The organism is Brevibacterium sp. CCUG 69071, from assembly GCF_021023135.1.
GTDB lineage: Bacteria > Actinomycetota > Actinomycetes > Actinomycetales > Brevibacteriaceae > Brevibacterium.
This window is the reverse complement of the sequence record NZ_PGFV01000003.1, coordinates 381100-397650: the sequence shown is the minus strand read 5'-3', so window position 1 is coordinate 397650 and position 16551 is coordinate 381100. Positions and strand designations below refer to the sequence as shown.

At 66.7% G+C, this 16551-nt stretch carries 15 protein-coding genes; 12 read left to right on the top strand and 3 right to left on the bottom strand.

Annotation, left to right across the window (positions count from 1 at the left end; genetic code table 11):
* Positions 1-172 precede the first annotated feature (172 nt).
* From CV023_RS11000 to CV023_RS10985, 4 genes are all read left to right on the top strand, one after another.
* Entirely contained in the window at positions 173-1276 is a 1104-nt protein-coding gene (locus CV023_RS11000; protein ID WP_230745869.1) for a Dyp-type peroxidase, read from the top strand.
* On the top strand, positions 1273-2073 hold the full coding sequence (locus CV023_RS10995) for a family 1 encapsulin nanocompartment shell protein (RefSeq protein ID WP_230745677.1): 801 nt from the start codon (positions 1273-1275) through the stop codon (positions 2071-2073). The genes CV023_RS11000 and CV023_RS10995 overlap by 4 nt, the downstream gene beginning before the upstream one ends.
* Positions 2074-2196: 123 nt before the next feature.
* Positions 2197-2634 carry a hypothetical protein gene (locus tag CV023_RS10990; RefSeq protein ID WP_230745675.1) on the top strand — a complete coding sequence of 146 codons (438 nt, stop codon included), beginning with the start codon at positions 2197-2199 and terminating at the stop codon, positions 2632-2634.
* A 222-nt stretch (positions 2635-2856) separates the two neighbouring features.
* On the top strand, positions 2857-3453 hold the full coding sequence (locus CV023_RS10985) for a hypothetical protein (protein WP_230745673.1): 597 nt from the start codon (positions 2857-2859) through the stop codon (positions 3451-3453).
* A 63-nt stretch (positions 3454-3516) separates the two neighbouring features.
* Here the strand turns inward: CV023_RS10985 and CV023_RS10980 are convergent, their stop codons facing one another.
* Positions 3517-6921 carry a S41 family peptidase gene (locus CV023_RS10980; protein WP_230745671.1) on the bottom strand — a complete coding sequence of 1135 codons (3405 nt, stop codon included), beginning with the start codon at positions 6919-6921 and terminating at the stop codon, positions 3517-3519.
* Between the two features lie 87 nt (positions 6922-7008).
* Here CV023_RS10980 and argS point away from each other — a divergent pair, with 87 nt between their 5' ends.
* Positions 7009-8748: an arginine--tRNA ligase gene (gene argS / locus CV023_RS10975; RefSeq protein WP_230745670.1), complete on the top strand. Its 1740-nt coding sequence runs from the start codon at positions 7009-7011 to the stop codon at positions 8746-8748.
* A complete protein-coding gene (locus CV023_RS10970; RefSeq protein WP_330166657.1) occupies positions 8745-10094 on the top strand; it encodes an MFS transporter in 1350 nt (449 codons plus the stop codon). The genes argS and CV023_RS10970 overlap by 4 nt, the downstream gene beginning before the upstream one ends.
* Before the next feature lie 98 nt (positions 10095-10192).
* Here CV023_RS10970 and CV023_RS10965 read toward each other — a convergent pair whose 3' ends face one another.
* Positions 10193-10987, bottom strand: coding sequence for an apolipoprotein A1/A4/E family protein (locus CV023_RS10965; protein ID WP_230745669.1), 795 nt, complete (start codon positions 10985-10987; stop codon positions 10193-10195).
* Positions 10988-11161: 174 nt separating this feature from the next.
* Between CV023_RS10965 and CV023_RS10960 the strand changes: the two genes are divergently transcribed.
* Both CV023_RS10960 and CV023_RS10955 read left to right on the top strand, forming a co-directional pair.
* On the top strand, positions 11162-11701 hold the full coding sequence (locus tag CV023_RS10960) for a peptidylprolyl isomerase (protein ID WP_230745668.1): 540 nt from the start codon (positions 11162-11164) through the stop codon (positions 11699-11701).
* A gap of 47 nt (positions 11702-11748) precedes the next feature.
* A complete protein-coding gene (locus tag CV023_RS10955; protein WP_230745667.1) occupies positions 11749-12444 on the top strand; it encodes a rhomboid family intramembrane serine protease in 696 nt (231 codons plus the stop codon).
* A 361-nt stretch (positions 12445-12805) separates the two neighbouring features.
* Here CV023_RS10955 and CV023_RS10950 read toward each other — a convergent pair whose 3' ends face one another.
* Positions 12806-13552, bottom strand: a complete 747-nt coding sequence (locus CV023_RS10950; RefSeq protein ID WP_230745666.1) for a cell division protein CrgA — start codon at positions 13550-13552, stop codon at positions 12806-12808.
* A 213-nt stretch (positions 13553-13765) separates the two neighbouring features.
* On the opposite strand from CV023_RS10950, the gene CV023_RS10945 reads away from it, so the two are divergent.
* The 4 genes from CV023_RS10945 to CV023_RS10930 all read left to right on the top strand — a co-directional run bounded on the left by CV023_RS10945 (position 13766) and on the right by CV023_RS10930 (position 16463).
* Entirely contained in the window at positions 13766-14986 is a 1221-nt protein-coding gene (locus tag CV023_RS10945; protein ID WP_230745665.1) for a class E sortase, read from the top strand.
* A gap of 1 nt (position 14987) precedes the next feature.
* Positions 14988-15155 (top strand): hypothetical protein, encoded by a 168-nt coding sequence (locus CV023_RS10940; protein WP_230745664.1) that lies wholly within the window; start codon positions 14988-14990, stop codon positions 15153-15155.
* A complete protein-coding gene (locus tag CV023_RS10935) occupies positions 15152-15796 on the top strand; it encodes an anthranilate synthase component II (protein WP_230745663.1) in 645 nt (214 codons plus the stop codon). Before CV023_RS10940 ends, CV023_RS10935 begins: the two co-directional genes overlap by 4 nt.
* A gap of 154 nt (positions 15797-15950) precedes the next feature.
* The gene (locus CV023_RS10930; protein WP_230745661.1) at positions 15951-16463 is read left to right on the top strand and encodes a GyrI-like domain-containing protein; all 513 of its coding nucleotides are present in this window, start codon (positions 15951-15953) and stop codon (positions 16461-16463) included.
* Positions 16464-16551 lie beyond the last annotated feature (88 nt).

Sequence of the window (16551 nt, the reverse complement as noted above, 5' to 3'; positions counted from 1 at the left end):
GCGATGCAAGGAGCGGACAGAAGCGCAGGTCAGCACTGGTGAGAAGAAGCAAGTTCGACGGTCATTCCATGTTCGCGCTCGAAGCGTATAATGGCGAGCCAAGCGCCGTTGTGATGATGCAGGGCACGTCGACGGCGAACTCACTTCGCGAGGAGATGATGCAGTGACGGTCATGACCGAGGCCTTTCCGAACGGAAAGACGCCGCAGCATGTGCTGGGTCCGCCGGCTCCGGCCGCCGTGTTCCTCGTCCTCACCGTGAGATCCGGCGCCGAGGCGGGGGCCAAGGACTTCCTCGGCGACATTGCGGGGGTGGTCAGGTCCGTGGGCTTCCGCGCTCGCGAAGATCACCTCAGCTGCGTGACCGGAATCGGCGCCCAGCTCTGGGACCGGATGTTCGATGCCCCGCGCCCGGCCGGGCTGCACCCCTTCATCGAACAGCGCGGAGACGTCCACACCGCGCCGTCGACCCCCGGAGATCTGCTCTTCCACATCCGGGCCCGGCGGATGGACCTCTGCTTCGAACTCGCCCGCCAGCTCGTCGGCGAACTCGGTGACGCCGTGTCCGTCGTCGACGAGGTGCACGGCTTCCGCTACTTCGACGAACGCGACATCATGGGCTTCGTCGACGGCACCGAGAACCCCGAGGATCAGGAGGCCGTGGACTCGGTGTTCACGCCGACCGGCGGAGACGACCCGGCGGGCAGCACCTATGTGATCGTGCAGAAGTACACCCACGACATGGCCGCATGGGAGGCGCTGAGCGTCGAGGACCAGGAGGCGGCCTTCGGTCGGCACAAACTCTCCGATATGGAGTTCCCCGACGAGGACAAGGCGCCGAACTCCCATCTCATCCTCAACACGATCGAGGACGAAGACGGGACCGAGCACAAGATTGTGCGAGACAATATGGTCTTCGGATCGGTCGAGTCCGGCGAGTTCGGGACCTACTTCATCGGCTACGCCGCCGACGTCAGCGTGACCGAACAGATGCTCGAGAACATGTTCATCGGCAACCCCCGCGGCACCTACGATCGGATCCTCGACTTCTCGACCGCGCAGACCGGCGGCCTCTTCTTCGTCCCCTCCCAGGAATTCCTCGACGATCCCGACGGAGAGCTCGCCGCCGCCGAGCCATCCGATACGCAGGACGACGACCCGGCCTCCGCCTCGGCGAGGGTCGAGGAAACAGACCCACCCGACCCCGCATCAGCCGACGACCCCGCACCGGTCGACGACAGCCTCGGCATCGGCAGCCTGAGAAGGAGAGACCAGTGAATAACCTCTATCGCGAGCTTGCCCCCATCCCCGGCCCGGCCTGGGCGGAGATCGAGGAGGAGGCTCGGCGGACATTCAAACGCAATATCGCCGGCCGCCGGATCGTCGATGTCGAAGGGCCCACGGGCTTCGAGACCTCCGCGGTGACCACCGGCCACATCCGGGACGTCCAGTCGGAGACGAGCGGACTGCAGGTCAAGCAGCGCATCGTGCAGGAATACATCGAGCTGCGGACTCCGTTCACCGTGACTCGGCAGGCCATCGATGACGTGGCCCGCGGGTCCGGTGACTCGGACTGGCAGCCCGTCAAGGATGCGGCCACGACGATCGCGATGGCTGAAGATCGGGCCATTCTCCACGGGCTCGATGCGGCCGGGATCGGCGGAATCGTTCCCGGCAGCTCGAATGCCGCAGTGGCCATCCCCGACGCCGTCGAGGACTTCGCGGACGCCGTCGCCCAGGCGCTGAGTGTGCTGCGCACGGTGGGAGTCGACGGGCCCTACAGCCTGTTGCTCTCCTCCGCGGAGTACACCAAGGTCTCCGAGTCCACCGACCACGGCTACCCGATCCGCGAGCACCTCTCCCGGCAGCTCGGCGCCGGAGAGATCATCTGGGCGCCCGCCCTCGAGGGAGCGCTGCTCGTCTCCACGCGCGGGGGTGACTACGAGCTCCACCTCGGCCAGGACCTGTCGATCGGGTACCACAGCCACGACAGCGAGACCGTCGAACTCTATCTGCAGGAGACCTTCGGATTCCTCGCGCTGACCGACGAATCCAGTGTGCCTTTGAGCCTCTGATGAGCGGCTGATGAGCGTCTGAGGTGGGGCGGGCAGGTCTTGCCCAATGGCAAAAGGTGCGTAAGTGACCCGGAGACGGTCGTGTGACCGCGGCCGGGCGCTCGCCCATGCCACAATGACCGCATGGGACGATTCGGACGCCGCGGATTCTTTGCCGCCTCACTCGGAGTCGCGGGCATCGCCCTCTCCGGATGCTTTCGGCAGGCCCAGACCGACCCGGCCGCGGTCGCCGATGCCCTCCGTTCCGCGGTCACAGCCATGCCGGAGCATCTGGACGGCGAGGTGCAGTTCCAGGACAGCTTCTCGGCCGGAACCACGATCGGCGGGGTGCTCACGCTCGCCGGCAGCAGCTCCTACGAAGTGGCCGACTCCCTGCGCGCGGTCCTGGAGACGATCATTCGAACCTACGTGGACCAGCCCGGAACGGACACGGCGTTCGTCCGGGTCGAAGGGCATCCGAGCGGCGATGCCGCGACCCGTGTCCTTGCCGCCGACATCATTCCCGCGACGAGCGGTGCCAATGTCACCACCGACGACCTCGCCGAGTTCTACGGCATCTGAGCGCGCCTTTGCGTGGCCTCGGTCCGCCTGACTCTCGGATCGACGGACCGCCTGGCCGGCGGCGCGACCGAATGCACTTGGGATCCGGACGCAGAAGCTGACGGCAATCAATCGCGGCAATTCCCCGTCCAGGGGGTCGAAGCGGTGTAAGAATGGAGCGTGCACGAGCGCCACACTTGTGTCGGTCAACAGGGTCGACGCGCTCACCATGACAGGACGACGATGCCCGAATCCCCCGCCACCCGACCCCGCACCGCCGAGGGAGCCGAGATCGGTGCCCTGATCGGAGGGGCATTCGGACTGCTGTTCCTCATCATCAACAGCTCATCGTTCTCCTCGCTGGGCCGGACGCTGGTCATGGCCACGGGAATCATCGCCTTCGGGACCATTGCGGTTGTCGCGGTGCGATCCCTCTTGCGTCTCCGGGCCGAACACAGGCAGACGATGTCAGCGGAGGACCGTGAGCCAGGGCGCCGTCGCGAGCCGCCGTTCGGCCGAGCGTACTGGATCATCGTCCTCATCGAGGCGATCGCACTCTTCGCCGGGGCCCGGGTGCTCTCGAGCCTCGGCCACCCCGAACTCGGCGTGGCCTGGGTGGCCTTCGTCGTCGGCACCCACTTCTATGCGCTGGGATATGTGTTCAAGCTGAACCGATTCCATGTCCTCGCGACCGTCGTCACCCTCTGCGGCATCGCCGGATTCATCGCCTTCTTCGCCTCGATCCCGGCGTTCATCCCGATCTTCAGCGGGGTCATCTCCGGCTTCGTGCTGCTGGCCTTCGGCCTGTGGGCATTGGTGCCGGTCGAGCAGAAGAGCTGAGGGCGAAGCCGGCAGCTGAAGGCGAAGCCGGCCATGAGCGGCGGCGGAGACCTCCGCCGCCTGTCAGGCCCCCGGGTCGTCCGGGTCACCTACGTCGGGCTCTCCGAAAGCGTGCTCCTGGGTCCGCGGCGGCGCCTGCACCCGCGGGGCCGGGAACCCCGGCGGCTGTGCGGCCGGTGCCGAGGCCAGGCCGGCGAGCACCTCGGCGATGGCCCGGTCGAGCTGAGGATCGTCGTCAGCGAAGAGCTGTGAAGGATCGTGCTCGACCGCGATATCGGGATCCACACCGTGGTTCTCCACGTCCCAGCCCTTGCCCTCGAGCCAGAATGCGTACCGCGGCTGGGTCACTCCGGTGCCGTCGACGAGCTCATAGCGACCGTCGATGCCGACGACCCCGCCCCAGGTGCGCACGCCGATGACCGGGCCGATGCCTTTGGCCTGGACGCGGGCGTTGATGATGTCGCCGTCGGAACCGGAGAACTCATTGGCCACGAAGGCCACCGGCCCGCGCCGGGCATCCTCGGGATCGGGGACCATCGAGTCATAGCTGCGGGCGGCATTCCAGGCGATCACCCGATCGGCGAGGCGTTCGGCGACCAGAGCGCTGGTGTGACCGCCGCGGTTGAAGCGGACATCGGCGACGATGCCCTCACAGGACATGGCCTGCCGGATATCGCGGTGCAGTTGCGCCCATCCGCCGGCCATCATGTCGGGAACGTGGACGTAGCCGATGCGACCGCCCGACTTCTCGGCCACATACTCCCGACGGGAGCGAACCCAGTCCTGGTAGCGCAGCTTCTCCTCGCCGGGCAGCGGAACGATCGTCACCACTCGATCCTTGCGGCCGCGCCGCAGGGTCAGCTCGACGATCGAGTCCGCGGCCCCCTGCAGGTGGGCGGCCGGACCCCGGGCCTCGTCGACGGGCTGTCCGTTGACTGCGGTGATGATGTCCCCGGCCTGGGCTCCGACTCCTGCCTGTCTCAGAGGTGATCTGGCTCCGGGCTCACTGCTCTCTCCGGGGAGGATGCGAGCGATCGTCCAGCCCTGAGGTGTGCGTTCGAGATCGGCGCCGAGGAAGCCGAGCTTCTTCGACTTATCGCCGGGCGCCGAGGCCGGAGTGACATAGGCGTGCGAGGTGTTGAGCTCGCCCACGGTCTCCCACAGGATGTCGACGATGTCGTCGTGGGTCAGCGCCTTCGCAGCCACCCGACGCCACCGCAGGGTCACACCCTCCCAGTCGACGCCGTTCATGTCCGCGCGCCAGTAGTGATCGCGCATGATCCGAGAGTTCTCCTCGAACATCTGCAGCCACTCGGCCCGCCGATCGAGTTCGAAGCGCAGGCGGGACAGATCCACGGACACGGAATCGTCGTCGTCACCCTCGACCTTCCGGTTCGCCGGGACCACGGAGTACTCGCCGTCAGTGCCGACGACGATGAGCTTGCCGTTTCCGGAGACCGCATACTCATCGGCCTTGTCGACGATAGTGAGCACCTTGCGCTTGGCGAAGTCGAAGTACTGGATCACCTCGGCGGCCTTCTCACCGGCATCCCAGGCGTGCTTGTCCCCGATCTCACCGTCCTCGGCATCACCGGTGCGCAGCCACAGCACACCGCCCTCGCACGCTTCGAGATCCCGGAAGACACCGGAGGAGACGGGGAACGGAACGATCCTCTCCTCCGCGCCCTCAAGATCCACCTCGGCGGTGGTGACCCCGGACTTCTCGGCCTTGGCCTTCTCGTTCTTCGCCTTCTCCGAGTCCTCGGTGAGATCGCTGATCGCCCAGCCGGCGGCGCTCGGGCCGAACGGCGCGGGCTCGGTCGCGGTCAGCGGCAGCAGCCACGGACGGGTCACACCGTTGAACGAGAGATCGAAGGAATGCTGGTTGTACGAGGGGTCGAAGGTGCGGTCGGAAAGGAACACGAGGTACTTGCCGTCGCGGGTGAACGCGGGCGAGAAGTCGTTGTACTTCCCGGCCGTCAGCGCCTGCCCCTCCCGATCGGACTTCACATCGGCGATCATCAGCCGCCCCAGCTGCTCCTCGCCCTGGGTCGGCTGCGACCACACGAGGTAGCGTCCGTCCGGAGAGAACCGCGCCGAGGTGGCCTCACCGAATCCCGAATGCCCGACCAACCGGGTCCGGCCGTTGCCGACCTCGGTCAGCCGGATGCTGCCGTCGTGGGAGATCGTGGCCAGGGTTCTGCCGGCAGGATCCGCGCTCATGGCGAGGACCCGACCGAGGGCGCCCGCCCCGATCCGCCGAGGCGGCTTGCCCCCGGTCAGGGACGCGACCTCGATACCGTCCTCGCCCTCGACATCGGTGATGTACGCGGCCTGTCCGGTCTGCCCCAGCACCACGGGTTCGCGGGTGCGGATCGCCGAATCCGCGCACAGAGCGCGGGCCGGTCCCTCCCGGTGAGCGAGCCAGAAGGTCTTGCCGCGCCATTCGATAACCGAGGCGTTGCCCCCGTGATCGGGAGCGACGCTGCCGATGCCGGACGTGGGATCGAGCGCCAGCGGCTGCACCTGGGTGCCGGGCAGCTGCACGTCGAGGGTCCGAACGGCGGCGTCGAGGCTGTTGAGGATCTTGATCTCACCGTGGCTGTGCCAGACGATGCGGGTGCCGTCGCTCGTGGCATCGCGGACGTAGCCTTCGGCGGCGGTCTGGAAAGTCAACTGGCGAGGTTCGCCGGCGGGTTCGACTGTCGGGGAGCCGGGCTGTGCGGCCAGGCCGTCCCAGATCCACAGGTTGGCCTGCTCATCGGCATTCTGCGGGAACGTCGCGGCCTTATCGGAGGTGAAGACCAGGGAGTCGCCGACCCACAGCGGATCGGTCAGCGAGGCCTCCTCGTCGCGGAGCAGGCGCCGCCAGTTCAAGGCTGCGTCTGCCGAGGTGGCAGTGTCCGCCGAGGTGGCGGCGGTGCCGACGGCGTCAGCGCCGCCCCCGTCGGCTGCCGCGTGACCCAGCCACAGCCTCGGTGCGGTGCCTCCGCGGTAGCGCTTCCAGTGCGCGGGCGGACGGGAGAACGGGGTCGACAGCGCGGTCAGCCCCGAATGGTGACGGGCCAGACCCGAGGCGCGGCCGAGGTGGAGTCGTTCGACGCTGCCGTCGAGGCCGATGGACTTCACGACATGGTTGCGGACTTCGAACTCCCCGGCGTTCGAGCCGACGAGGATGTGCCTGTCATCGGCCCAGCCGAGCATCGTCATCGCCGAACCACCCAGCCAGGACAGCCTGCGCAGGGAACCGGAGGCCACCTCGGCGAGGAACAGCTCAGGATGGCCGTCGCGGAAGGACACGAACGCGACATGGGCGGCGTCGGGGGAGATCCGCGGTGAGCGGACCGGAACGTGATCCGAGGTCAGACGCCATGCCCTCCCACCTGAGGAGGATGCGAGCCAGACGTCGTCGTCGGCCGTGAAGGTGAGGAGGTCGCCATTGATGTGGGGGTACCGAAGATAAGTCACGTGACCCACATTACAAGCTGTGTCGCCCGCGGCCCACGGCGGTGAGATGATGCCCAGGCAACTTGCACCGAGCCATAGAATAGGAGCATGCCGACACTGACTTCACTGCTTCACGATCGTTTCTCCGCCGCCCTCTCGCAGGCCTTCGGTGAGGACTTCGCGCGTCGCGATCCCGTGATCAGAAGCAGTCAGTTCGCCGACTTCCAGGCCAACCTCGCCCTGCCGCTGGCCAAGGAGCTGGGGTCGAAGCCGCGCGACATCGCCCAGGCCATCGTCGACCACCTCGACCTCGCTGACATCTGCGAGCCCCCGGAGATCTCCGGACCCGGGTTCATCAACCTGCGCTTCACCTCCGACTTCCTCGCCGCTCAGCTGGCGGAAGGCACGGCCGCCGAGGCGGAGGTCAACGAGGACCCGCAGCGGATCGTCATCGACTACTCGGCCCCGAACGTCGCCAAGGAGATGCACGTCGGCCACCTGCGGACCACCGTCGTCGGCGACGCCCTGGCCCGGACCCACGAATTCCTCGGCAACACCGTCGTGCGCCAGAACCACATCGGCGACTGGGGCACCCCCTTCGGCATGCTCATCGAGCACCTCCTCGACGTCGGCGTCGACTCCGAAGCCGCGCAGGAGGTCGCCGACAACCCCAACGCCTTCTACCAGGCGGCACGGGTGAAGTTCGACTCCGACGAAGCCTTCGCCACCCGCGCCCGGGCACGGGTCGTCAAGCTGCAGGGCGGGGACGAGGACACCCTGGCGCTGTGGAACACGCTGTTCGGGTACTCCCGGACCTACTTCAACCGGATCTACACGATGCTCGACGTCACCCTCGAGGACAAGGACCTCGCCGGTGAGAGCATCTACAACGACGTCCTCGGCGAGGTCTGCGAAGAGCTCGAGGCCACAGGCCTGGCCCGGATCAGCGATGGCGCCCTGTGCGTCTTCCCCGAAGGCTTCACCGGCCGCGAGGGCGAACCGCTGCCGCTGATCATCCGCAAGTCCGACGGCGGCTACGGCTACGCCACGACCGACCTCGCGGCCATCCGCAACCGGGCCCGCAACCTGCAAGCCGACCGCGTCCTCTACGTCGTCGGCACCCCGCAGGCCATGCACTTCGAGATGGTCTTCAGCGTCGCCCGCGCCGCCGGCTGGCTGCCCGAGACCGTCAGCGCCGAACACGTGAAGATCGGCAACGTCCTCGGCTCCGACGGCAAGATCCTGCGCACCCGTTCCGGGGCGCCCCTGCGTCTGGCCGAACTCCTCGAGGAGGCCGTGGCCCGGGCGAAGACGACCCTGGAGGACTCGACGGTCGACTTCACCGCCGAGGAGGCCGCCGAGGTCGCCCGCATCGTCGGTATCGGCGCGGTCAAGTACGCCGACCTCTCGGTCGCCCACGACACCTCGTACACCTTCGATCTCGACCGGATGCTCGCCCCGATCGGCAACACCGCCCCCTACCTCCAGTATGCGGGCGCCCGGATCCGCTCGATCCTGCGCAAGGCCGGAGCGGAGGGCGTGGCCGCGGATGCGCACACGAGCGCGGACATCCGCCTCGGCGAGGCCGCAGAACGTGAGCTCGCCCTGGCGATCCTCGGATTCTCCGATGTCCTCGCCGAGGTGGCCGCCGGGTCCGCGCCGCACCGGCTGTGCACCTACCTGTTCGATCTCGCGCAGTCGTTCACGAGCTTCTACGAGCAGTGCCCGGTGCTCATCGCCGAGACCGCAGAGCTGCGTGATTCGCGTCTGCGGCTGTCCTCGATCGTCCTCGAGGTGCTTGAGGCTGGGCTCGGGGTGCTCGGAATCCGCGTTCCCGAGCGCATGTGAGCCGCGCCGGCCGCACCCCCACCCGGGGCATGCTGCCGTGGGTCATCCTCGGCATCGTCATCCTTGCGCTCAACCTGCGCACCCCGATCATCGCCCCGACCGCCGTCCTCGGCGACATCGGTGAGGACACGGGGCTGAGCAGTGCCGGCCTCGGCCTGCTCACCGGACTGCCGGTGCTGCTCTTCGCCGTGGCCACCCCGCTGGCCGGGAAGCTCATCCCGCGTATCGGCGCCGAAGCCACCGTTCTGTCCTGCCTGTCCGGAGTGCTGCTCGGGACCGTTCTGCGTTCGGTCGGGCCGCCCTGGTTGGTGCTCGTGGGCACCGGCATCATCGGCCTGGCGATCACCCTGGGCAACATCGTCGTCCCCGTCATCATCCGCCGCGAGGTCTCGTGGAACCAGGTCGGGATGGTCACCGGCCTGTATTCGGCGATGATGAACATCGGCTCGATGGCCACGCTCATCGGCACGCCTCCGATGGCCGCGGCCTTCGGCTGGCGCTGGGCCGTGGCGATCTGGGGTGTGCTCGCTGTGATCGGTTTCGTCTTCTGGCTGCTCGTCGTCCGTGCCCGCCTACGTCGCAGAGGCGGTGCGGGGGATCCGGGTGCCGCGGATTCCGGCACCGCGGTTGCCGGTGCGGATTCCGGCGCCGAGGCGGGAGCTGCGGCCGGGACGGTCGATGCGTCCGCGCAGGCGGCGTCCGATGCGTCCGCGCGGGCCGCCGCCAAACGGCCCTGGCGGGAGGCGCCCGTCGAGTTCCGTCGGGTCATCGCGCTGTTGGTGATCACCTTCAGCGGGCAGTCGATCGCCTACTACACGACGACGACCTGGCTGCCCTCATACCTGGCCGACACGATCGGACTCGATGCCTCGTCCGCGGGTGGGACCGCCTCGCTGTTCCAGATCTCGGCGATCGTCGGCGCCTTCGGGGTGCCGCTGCTCGCGGTCAAGGCCAAACCCTGGATGCCCGTGGCGATCGTCGCCGCACTCTGGCTCTCGCTGCCCATCGGCCTCCTGCTGGCCCCGGACTCCTATGCGCTGTGGGCGATCACCGGCGGTATCGCCCAGGGCGGAGGATTCACCGCGATCTTCTCGATCATCGCCCGCAGCGCCGGCAGCGACCGGGAAACCGCGTCCGCCTCGGCGAGGGTGCAGGGCGGCGGCTACCTGGCTGCCACGCTCGCCCCGCCGTTCGCCGGCTGGCTGAACGCAACGACGCAGGGGTGGACCGCACCGATCCTGCTCATCCTCGCAGCGACCCTGGCATTCACGATCACGGGCCTGATCGCGGCCCGCATCTCCGGCCGCTTCCCCCGCGGAGGCCCGGGCGCCCGCGAGGTGCTCTGAGACGCGACCCAACCACGAGAAACGCCGAGGCGGTCCACCCTGTCGGGGGACCGCCTCGGCGATTTCACTGTCCTCGGCTGGGAAGCCGAGGGTCATGCTCAGTGCTTGGCGTCCGTGTTGTCGGCGCCTTCGGGAGCAGTTGACTCAGCAGGCTTGACAGCCGGCTTCGGAGCGGGAGTCGCGGACTCGTCGCCGGCCTTGGTCTCCGGGACCGCGGTCTGCGAGACCTCGGGGGCGGTGCCCTGACGCGAAGCCGGAGTCGAACCGACCGGACGCGCATCGGCGGGACGGTTGTTCGGCAGCGGGGTCGACCAGGGATCCTCGACCGGCTGGGCCTTCTTCCACACGTAGTAGCCGATGCCGGCGGCCGAGCCGATGACCAGGGTCCACACGAGTGCGGCCTTGCCGCCGGACTTCTGCGCGGTGTCCTTCTGGATCCGCTTGCCGGCCTTGCCGAGGGCCTTGCGGGCCTTCTTCATGGCCTTCTTGTCGCCGGTCAGACGCACCGCGAGGTCATCGATGAGCTGCGGGGTCTCGATCGCGGCGAGGGAGTTCGCAGCGTTCGACGCGAACTTGCCGGCCCGCTCAGTGGCCTCGGGGCGGTAGGACTCGAGCTTGTCGGCCCAGGCGTGAACCTGATCGTTGGCCTTCTCGGCCAGTGCCTCGACCTGGGGACGAGCGCGATCGGCGAGCTCTTCGGCCTTGTCGGCCAGGGCCTCGACCTGCGGACGGGCCTTCTCAGCGAGGGCCTCGACCTGGGGGCGTGCCTTGTCAGCGGCATCACGCAGTTTGGGGGCTGCGGCCTCGCTGGCATCGGCCAGGACTCGGAGTGACGTCTTCTTCGCGGAATCGAGCTTCGAAGCGAACGGATCTCGAGCTGACTTCTTCGACATAAACATTCCCAATCCTTCGGTGTCGGGGTGTACTGATCACTTCTCAGTCTACGGCCTCACGGCAAGCCGCCGGGCACCGGGCCGTCATGAAATTGTCTGCAGATACGCTGACAGACTCAGCAATCGTCCACCGGAGACTCGGCAACGAAGGGCACGCCGTGGAAGAATGAGGTCATGACTACAGCTTCTACGCATACAGCAGTCCTGCACACCAACCACGGTGACATCACCATCAACCTCTTCGGCAACCACGCCCCGAAGACCGTGGCCAACTTCGTCGAACTGGCCAAGGGCGAGCGGGAGTTCACCGATCCCTCGACCGGCGAGCCGGTCAAGCGCCCGTTCTACGACGGCCTCGGATTCCACCGCATCATCTCGAACTTCATGATTCAGGGCGGCTGCCCGCTGGGCACCGGCACCGGCGGACCCGGCTACACCTTCGACGACGAGATCCACCCGGAGCTCCAGTTCGACCGCAAGTACCTGCTCGCCATGGCCAACGCCGGCAAGCAGATGGGACGCGGCACCAACGGCTCGCAGTTCTTCATCACCACCGCTGAGACCCCGTGGCTCAACGGCAAGCACACCATCTTCGGTGAGGTCGCCGACGAAGCCAGCCAGAAGGTCGTCGACGAGATCGACGGCGTGCGCACCGCGGCCATGGACAAGCCGGTCGAGCCGGTCATCCTCGAAAAGGTCGACATCAGCGAATGATCACGGCTGACTGATGAGCACCGCTGATCAGTGAGTACGATGGTGTGATGGACACACCGGAGAAGGGCTCGGCACGGGAAACCGGCCGGGCCCCTTCTGTCTCCCCGCCCCTGGTCACCCGCACGATCATGATCGTCACGGTCGTGGCCTACCTCGCCGAGCTGCTCCCGGCTCTCGACCTGCTCCACCGCTTCAGCTTCGTTCCGGCGCTCACCCTCGACCAGCCCTGGCGGGTGCTCACCGTCGCCCTCGTCCACGATGAGCCCTCACCGGTGCACCTGCTGGCGAACATGATCGGACTCTTCTTCTTCGGCTCCTTCGTCGAACGGGCGCTGGGGCATTGGCGCTTCCTCGTCGTCTATCTGCTGGGGACGGCCGGCGGTTCGGCGATGGTGCTGGTCCTGGCCGACCCCTCCAGCCGAGACTGGGTGACGAACAACATCGGCGCTTCGGGCGCGGTGTTCGCGATCGTCGGTGTCCTGCTGGTCCCGACGAGGCGGCTTGACCGGAACATCACCGGCGTCGTCCTCTTCGTCGTCCTCAACTTCGGCTATGGCTTCCTCGTCGCCGGCGTCTCCTGGCAGGCGCACCTCGGCGGTCTCATCGCCGGGTTCGTGCTCGGCTGTGCGGCGCTGCTGGTGCCGAAGAAGTGGTCCCTGCCGGTGTTCTCTGCGGTCGCCGCAGCGTTAGTGCTGGTGATGGCCATCGTCGGCATGGGTCGCGTGGCCGGCGCAGGGATGTAGGCGCGAGGAACCACTGCTTCAGGCGCGAGGAATCGCTTACCAGATTTGGGTCGAAAAGTGGGGCCAGCGGCAGTGGAAATTAGTTGTCCACAGGTGTTATCCACATGGTGGATAACTTACAGTGATGTGTTTCCGCAGGTCAGGGCCGCAAAATAAGTTTTCCACAAGCGACGCTCCCGGCTTGGGTATAACTTCCCACTTGTGGAAACCCGTTCTGCGGCGGGTTGAATGCGGATTGCTCGGCCACTTCCGAACAGATCTGGGCCTGTATCTGCACGGAAGTGGCCGAGCAATCGCGGTGGAGCAGTCGAACGCCGACTTCGAGGCGTGGAAGTGGCGCGTTGCGTGACCTCGGGGTCGGCTATCGCCAGCGCGTGGACATGATCAGCCCCGCGACGAAGAAGGCGAAGCCGATGAGGATGTTCCAGTTGCCCCAGGCCTCGACCGGGAAGGCTCCCTGGGAGACGTAGAAGGCGACGAGCCAGATCAGACCGATGAGCAGGAGGCCGATGAGAACCGGCAGGAACCAGCGCGGGTTCGGCTTGATCGTCTGCTGCCCGGTCTGCGAGGTGTAGCTCGCGGTCTTGCGGCCCTGCGGACGCTTGGCCGGGTTGCCCGAGCGCGAGGTGCGCTTGGCCGAAGCCGACTTGGCCGAGTCCTTCTTGGAAGCGGAGTCCTTCTTGGCAGAAGAGTCCTTCGCGGAGGTCTCTTTGTCGGAGGACTCCTTCGCCGCAGACTTGGAGGCCTTCGACTTTGCGGACGAGTCTTCGTCAGCTGAGTCGTCGTCAGCCGAATCCCCGGAGGAGGACTTCTTCGCCTTCGCGCTCGTGGCCTTCTCATCGGCGGAGTCGGAAGCGACGTCGTCATCGGAGTCGACGGCACCGGCGGACTTCGACGTCTTCGCCTTGGCGCCGGCCTCAGTCGTGGACGTGGACTTCACAGTCTCGGACCCCTCAACTTCGGTGCCCGCAGCCTCGGACCCCTCAACCTCGGTGCTCTCGACGGTCTCGAGGTCGTCGACCGAATCAGCCTGCTGCTCGAGCTTGGCCTTCGACGTATTGCGAGACGTGCGCTGGGTGCGCTGGGTCCGTCCATTGGACTTGGCCACGAGTACTCCTTTTACGGCCGGCCGCCGAGGCCACCGTGTGCATGGATAGGGGACAATCGGCACCAGTCTACTCGGGACGCGGGCCAGTTTTAAAAACTCCAACTACCCTGAGAGGACCCCATCAGGCGGTCCTCGTACGATAAAGTGCATAAGGGTGTCCCCGCTTGTCCCTTGGCCAAGCCCCGGATTTGAAGTGACAGTCACGGAGTAGAAGTGGTGAATAGTTCCTCCTCGGGTAACGATCCAGGCGCGAATCCGCCGTCGCGACCCACTATTCGTCCTGCTCAGAGGCGTGACACCCGTTATCCCGGGGACTCCGGACAGCAACAGCACAACCCCGGCGCCGAGGCGGGCCCCGCCACCGAGCGGATGAACGCCGCCGACGCCGGCGGCTCAGGCTACGAACAACCACTTCCCAGCCGACGTGAACTTCGCCGTCGCGAGGCCGAGGCCGCAGCCGCCCACGGTGAGCCCACCGCGGTCTATTCCGATGCTCCGCCGATGTACGGAGATCAGGGCGAGGCCACCCAGGCGATGCCCGCCCAGCAGCCACACCAGTACCAGCAGCAGGCCCCGGCCACTCAGCAGATGGCTGCGGCCGATGACTCCCGCCTCGGCGCTGGTGGGTACGGGAACAACAACCCGCCCCTCGACGACGGTCGCCGTGGTCGGAAGCGCAAGCAGCCGGTCGAACGCGAACCCCTCGGACCGGTGCGCGGGACCATCCGCACCTTCGGAGAACTCTGCATCACCGCGGGACTCGTGCTCATCCTGTTCGTCGTCTGGCAGCTGTGGTGGACCGACATCGAGGCCAACCGCGACAACGAGAACCTCGCCGACCAGCTCACTGAGGACTGGGCGAACCAGGATCCGAACGAACTGCCCGATGACCCCGACGAGCCGATCGTCGCCGACCCGGTGGACAAGAACAGCGCCTTCGGCATCTTCTACATCCCGCGCTTCGGCGACGACTACTACCGCACCGTCGCCGAAGGCGTCGACCTCGAACCCGTGCTCAACCGGATGGGCGTGGGCCGCTACCCGAACTCGGCGATGCCGGGCGAGGTCGGCAACTTCTCGATCGCCGGCCACCGCGTCACCTACGGCAAGCCGCTCAACCAGATCGCGAAGCTCCGACCCGGCGACGAGATCATCGTCCAGACCAAGAACGGCTTCTACACCTACACCTTCCGCAACTTCGACATCATCCTCCCCGATGCCGTCGAGGTCCTCTCACCCGTGCCGGGCGAACCGGACTACAAGGGCAAGGACCGGATCCTGACGATGACGGCGTGCAATCCGATGTTCTCGGCCCGGGAACGTTACGTCGCCTACGCCGAACTCACCGACTGGACCCCCGCGAGCGACGGCGCTCCGGACAACATCAAGGACTCGAAGGCCTACGACAAGGTCAGCAAGAACGGTGGTGCCTGATATGTATGCGTTCATCTGGCGGATCCTGCCGGGAAACTGGTTCGTCAAGCTCATCTTCGCGCTCATCCTCATCGCCGCGGTCGTGCTCCTGCTCATGCAGTACGTCTTCCCGGTCATCGCCCCCTACATGCCCTTCAACAACGCAACCGTGACAGATGGTGGCCAATGACCAAGATCCTCGTCATCGACAACTACGACAGCTTCGTCTACACCCTCGTGGCCTACGTCCGCGAGCTCGGGGCCGAAGTCGATGTCATCCGCAATGACGACATCCCCGCCGAGGCGGTCCCTGAGACGGCAGGCGACTACGACGGGATCCTGCTGTCCCCGGGTCCTGGGGTGCCCGCCGAGTCCGGAGTGTGCCTGGCGCTGATCTCCTGGGCCGAAACCGCAGGCAAACCTGTCTTCGGTGTCTGCCTGGGCCATCAGGCTCTCGGCGAGGTGTTCGGAGCCACGGTCTCGCATTCCCCGGTGCTCATGCACGGCAAGACCTCGGTTATCACCCACGACGGGGAGGGCATCTTCTTCGGCTGCCCGAATCCGCTGACCGTGACCCGCTATCACTCCTTGGCGATCGTCGACGAGACCCTCGACCTCGAGAAGTTCACCGTCACCGCCCGGACACAGGACGGCATCGTCATGGCCATCGAACACCGAGAGCAGCCGCTCTTCGGCGTCCAGTTCCACCCGGAGTCCGTGCTCACCGAATCCGGCTACCTCATGCTCGGCAACTGGCTCGAGGTCTGCGGGCTCGCAGGAGCCGCCGAGCGCGCGGCAAAGATGTCACCCCTGGCGACCGCGATCTCCTGAGGATCTCAGCAATCGGTCGAGCGCCGAGGGTGTTCGCCGAGGCGGATGATCGTTAGACTCGGCGTCACCGGCAAAGCACCACGTTCACAGCAAGGTCAGCACCAAGTTCACAGCAGGTCGAAGACTCACAGCAGAGCGATCGGGAGGACCCGAAATGTCAGAACCGAGCTACACCCGGACCGAGCCCTACACCGAACTGACCGTCATCGAAGTGCCGGCGATGCCCGCCGCCGTGGTCGAGGCGCGCGGAGTCGCCATCGATGACCTGCCGGCGTTCTACGACAACACCTTCTCCGGTCTCTTCCCGGCCATCGCCGAGGCCGAAGTTGAACCCGTGGGGCCGGCCTTCGCCCTCTACACCAAGCAGCCGAGCGAGACCGTCGACCTGCAGGTGGGAATTCCGATCTCCGCAGGGCTGACGCAGTCCCTGCCGATCGGCAACGATCTCATCGTCATCCCCTCGGAGCTGCCGGCGGGGTCGATGGCCGCGTTCAGCCACCTCGGCGGGTATGACGGGCTCGGGGAGGCCTGGGCCGGATTCGTCAACGAGGCGGTAGCGGCCGGGCATCACCCAGGGCTGCCGTTCATCGAAATCTACGTCACCGAGCCGAACCCCGAGATGGATCCGGCCACCCTGCGCACGGATCTGTTCATCAGCCTGAGCTGAGGATCAGGTCGAGCCGAGCTGAGAATCAGGCCAGGCCGAGTCGAGCTGCCCCACAGAGGGGTTCCCCTCTTCTTCGGAAGGGAGGGAC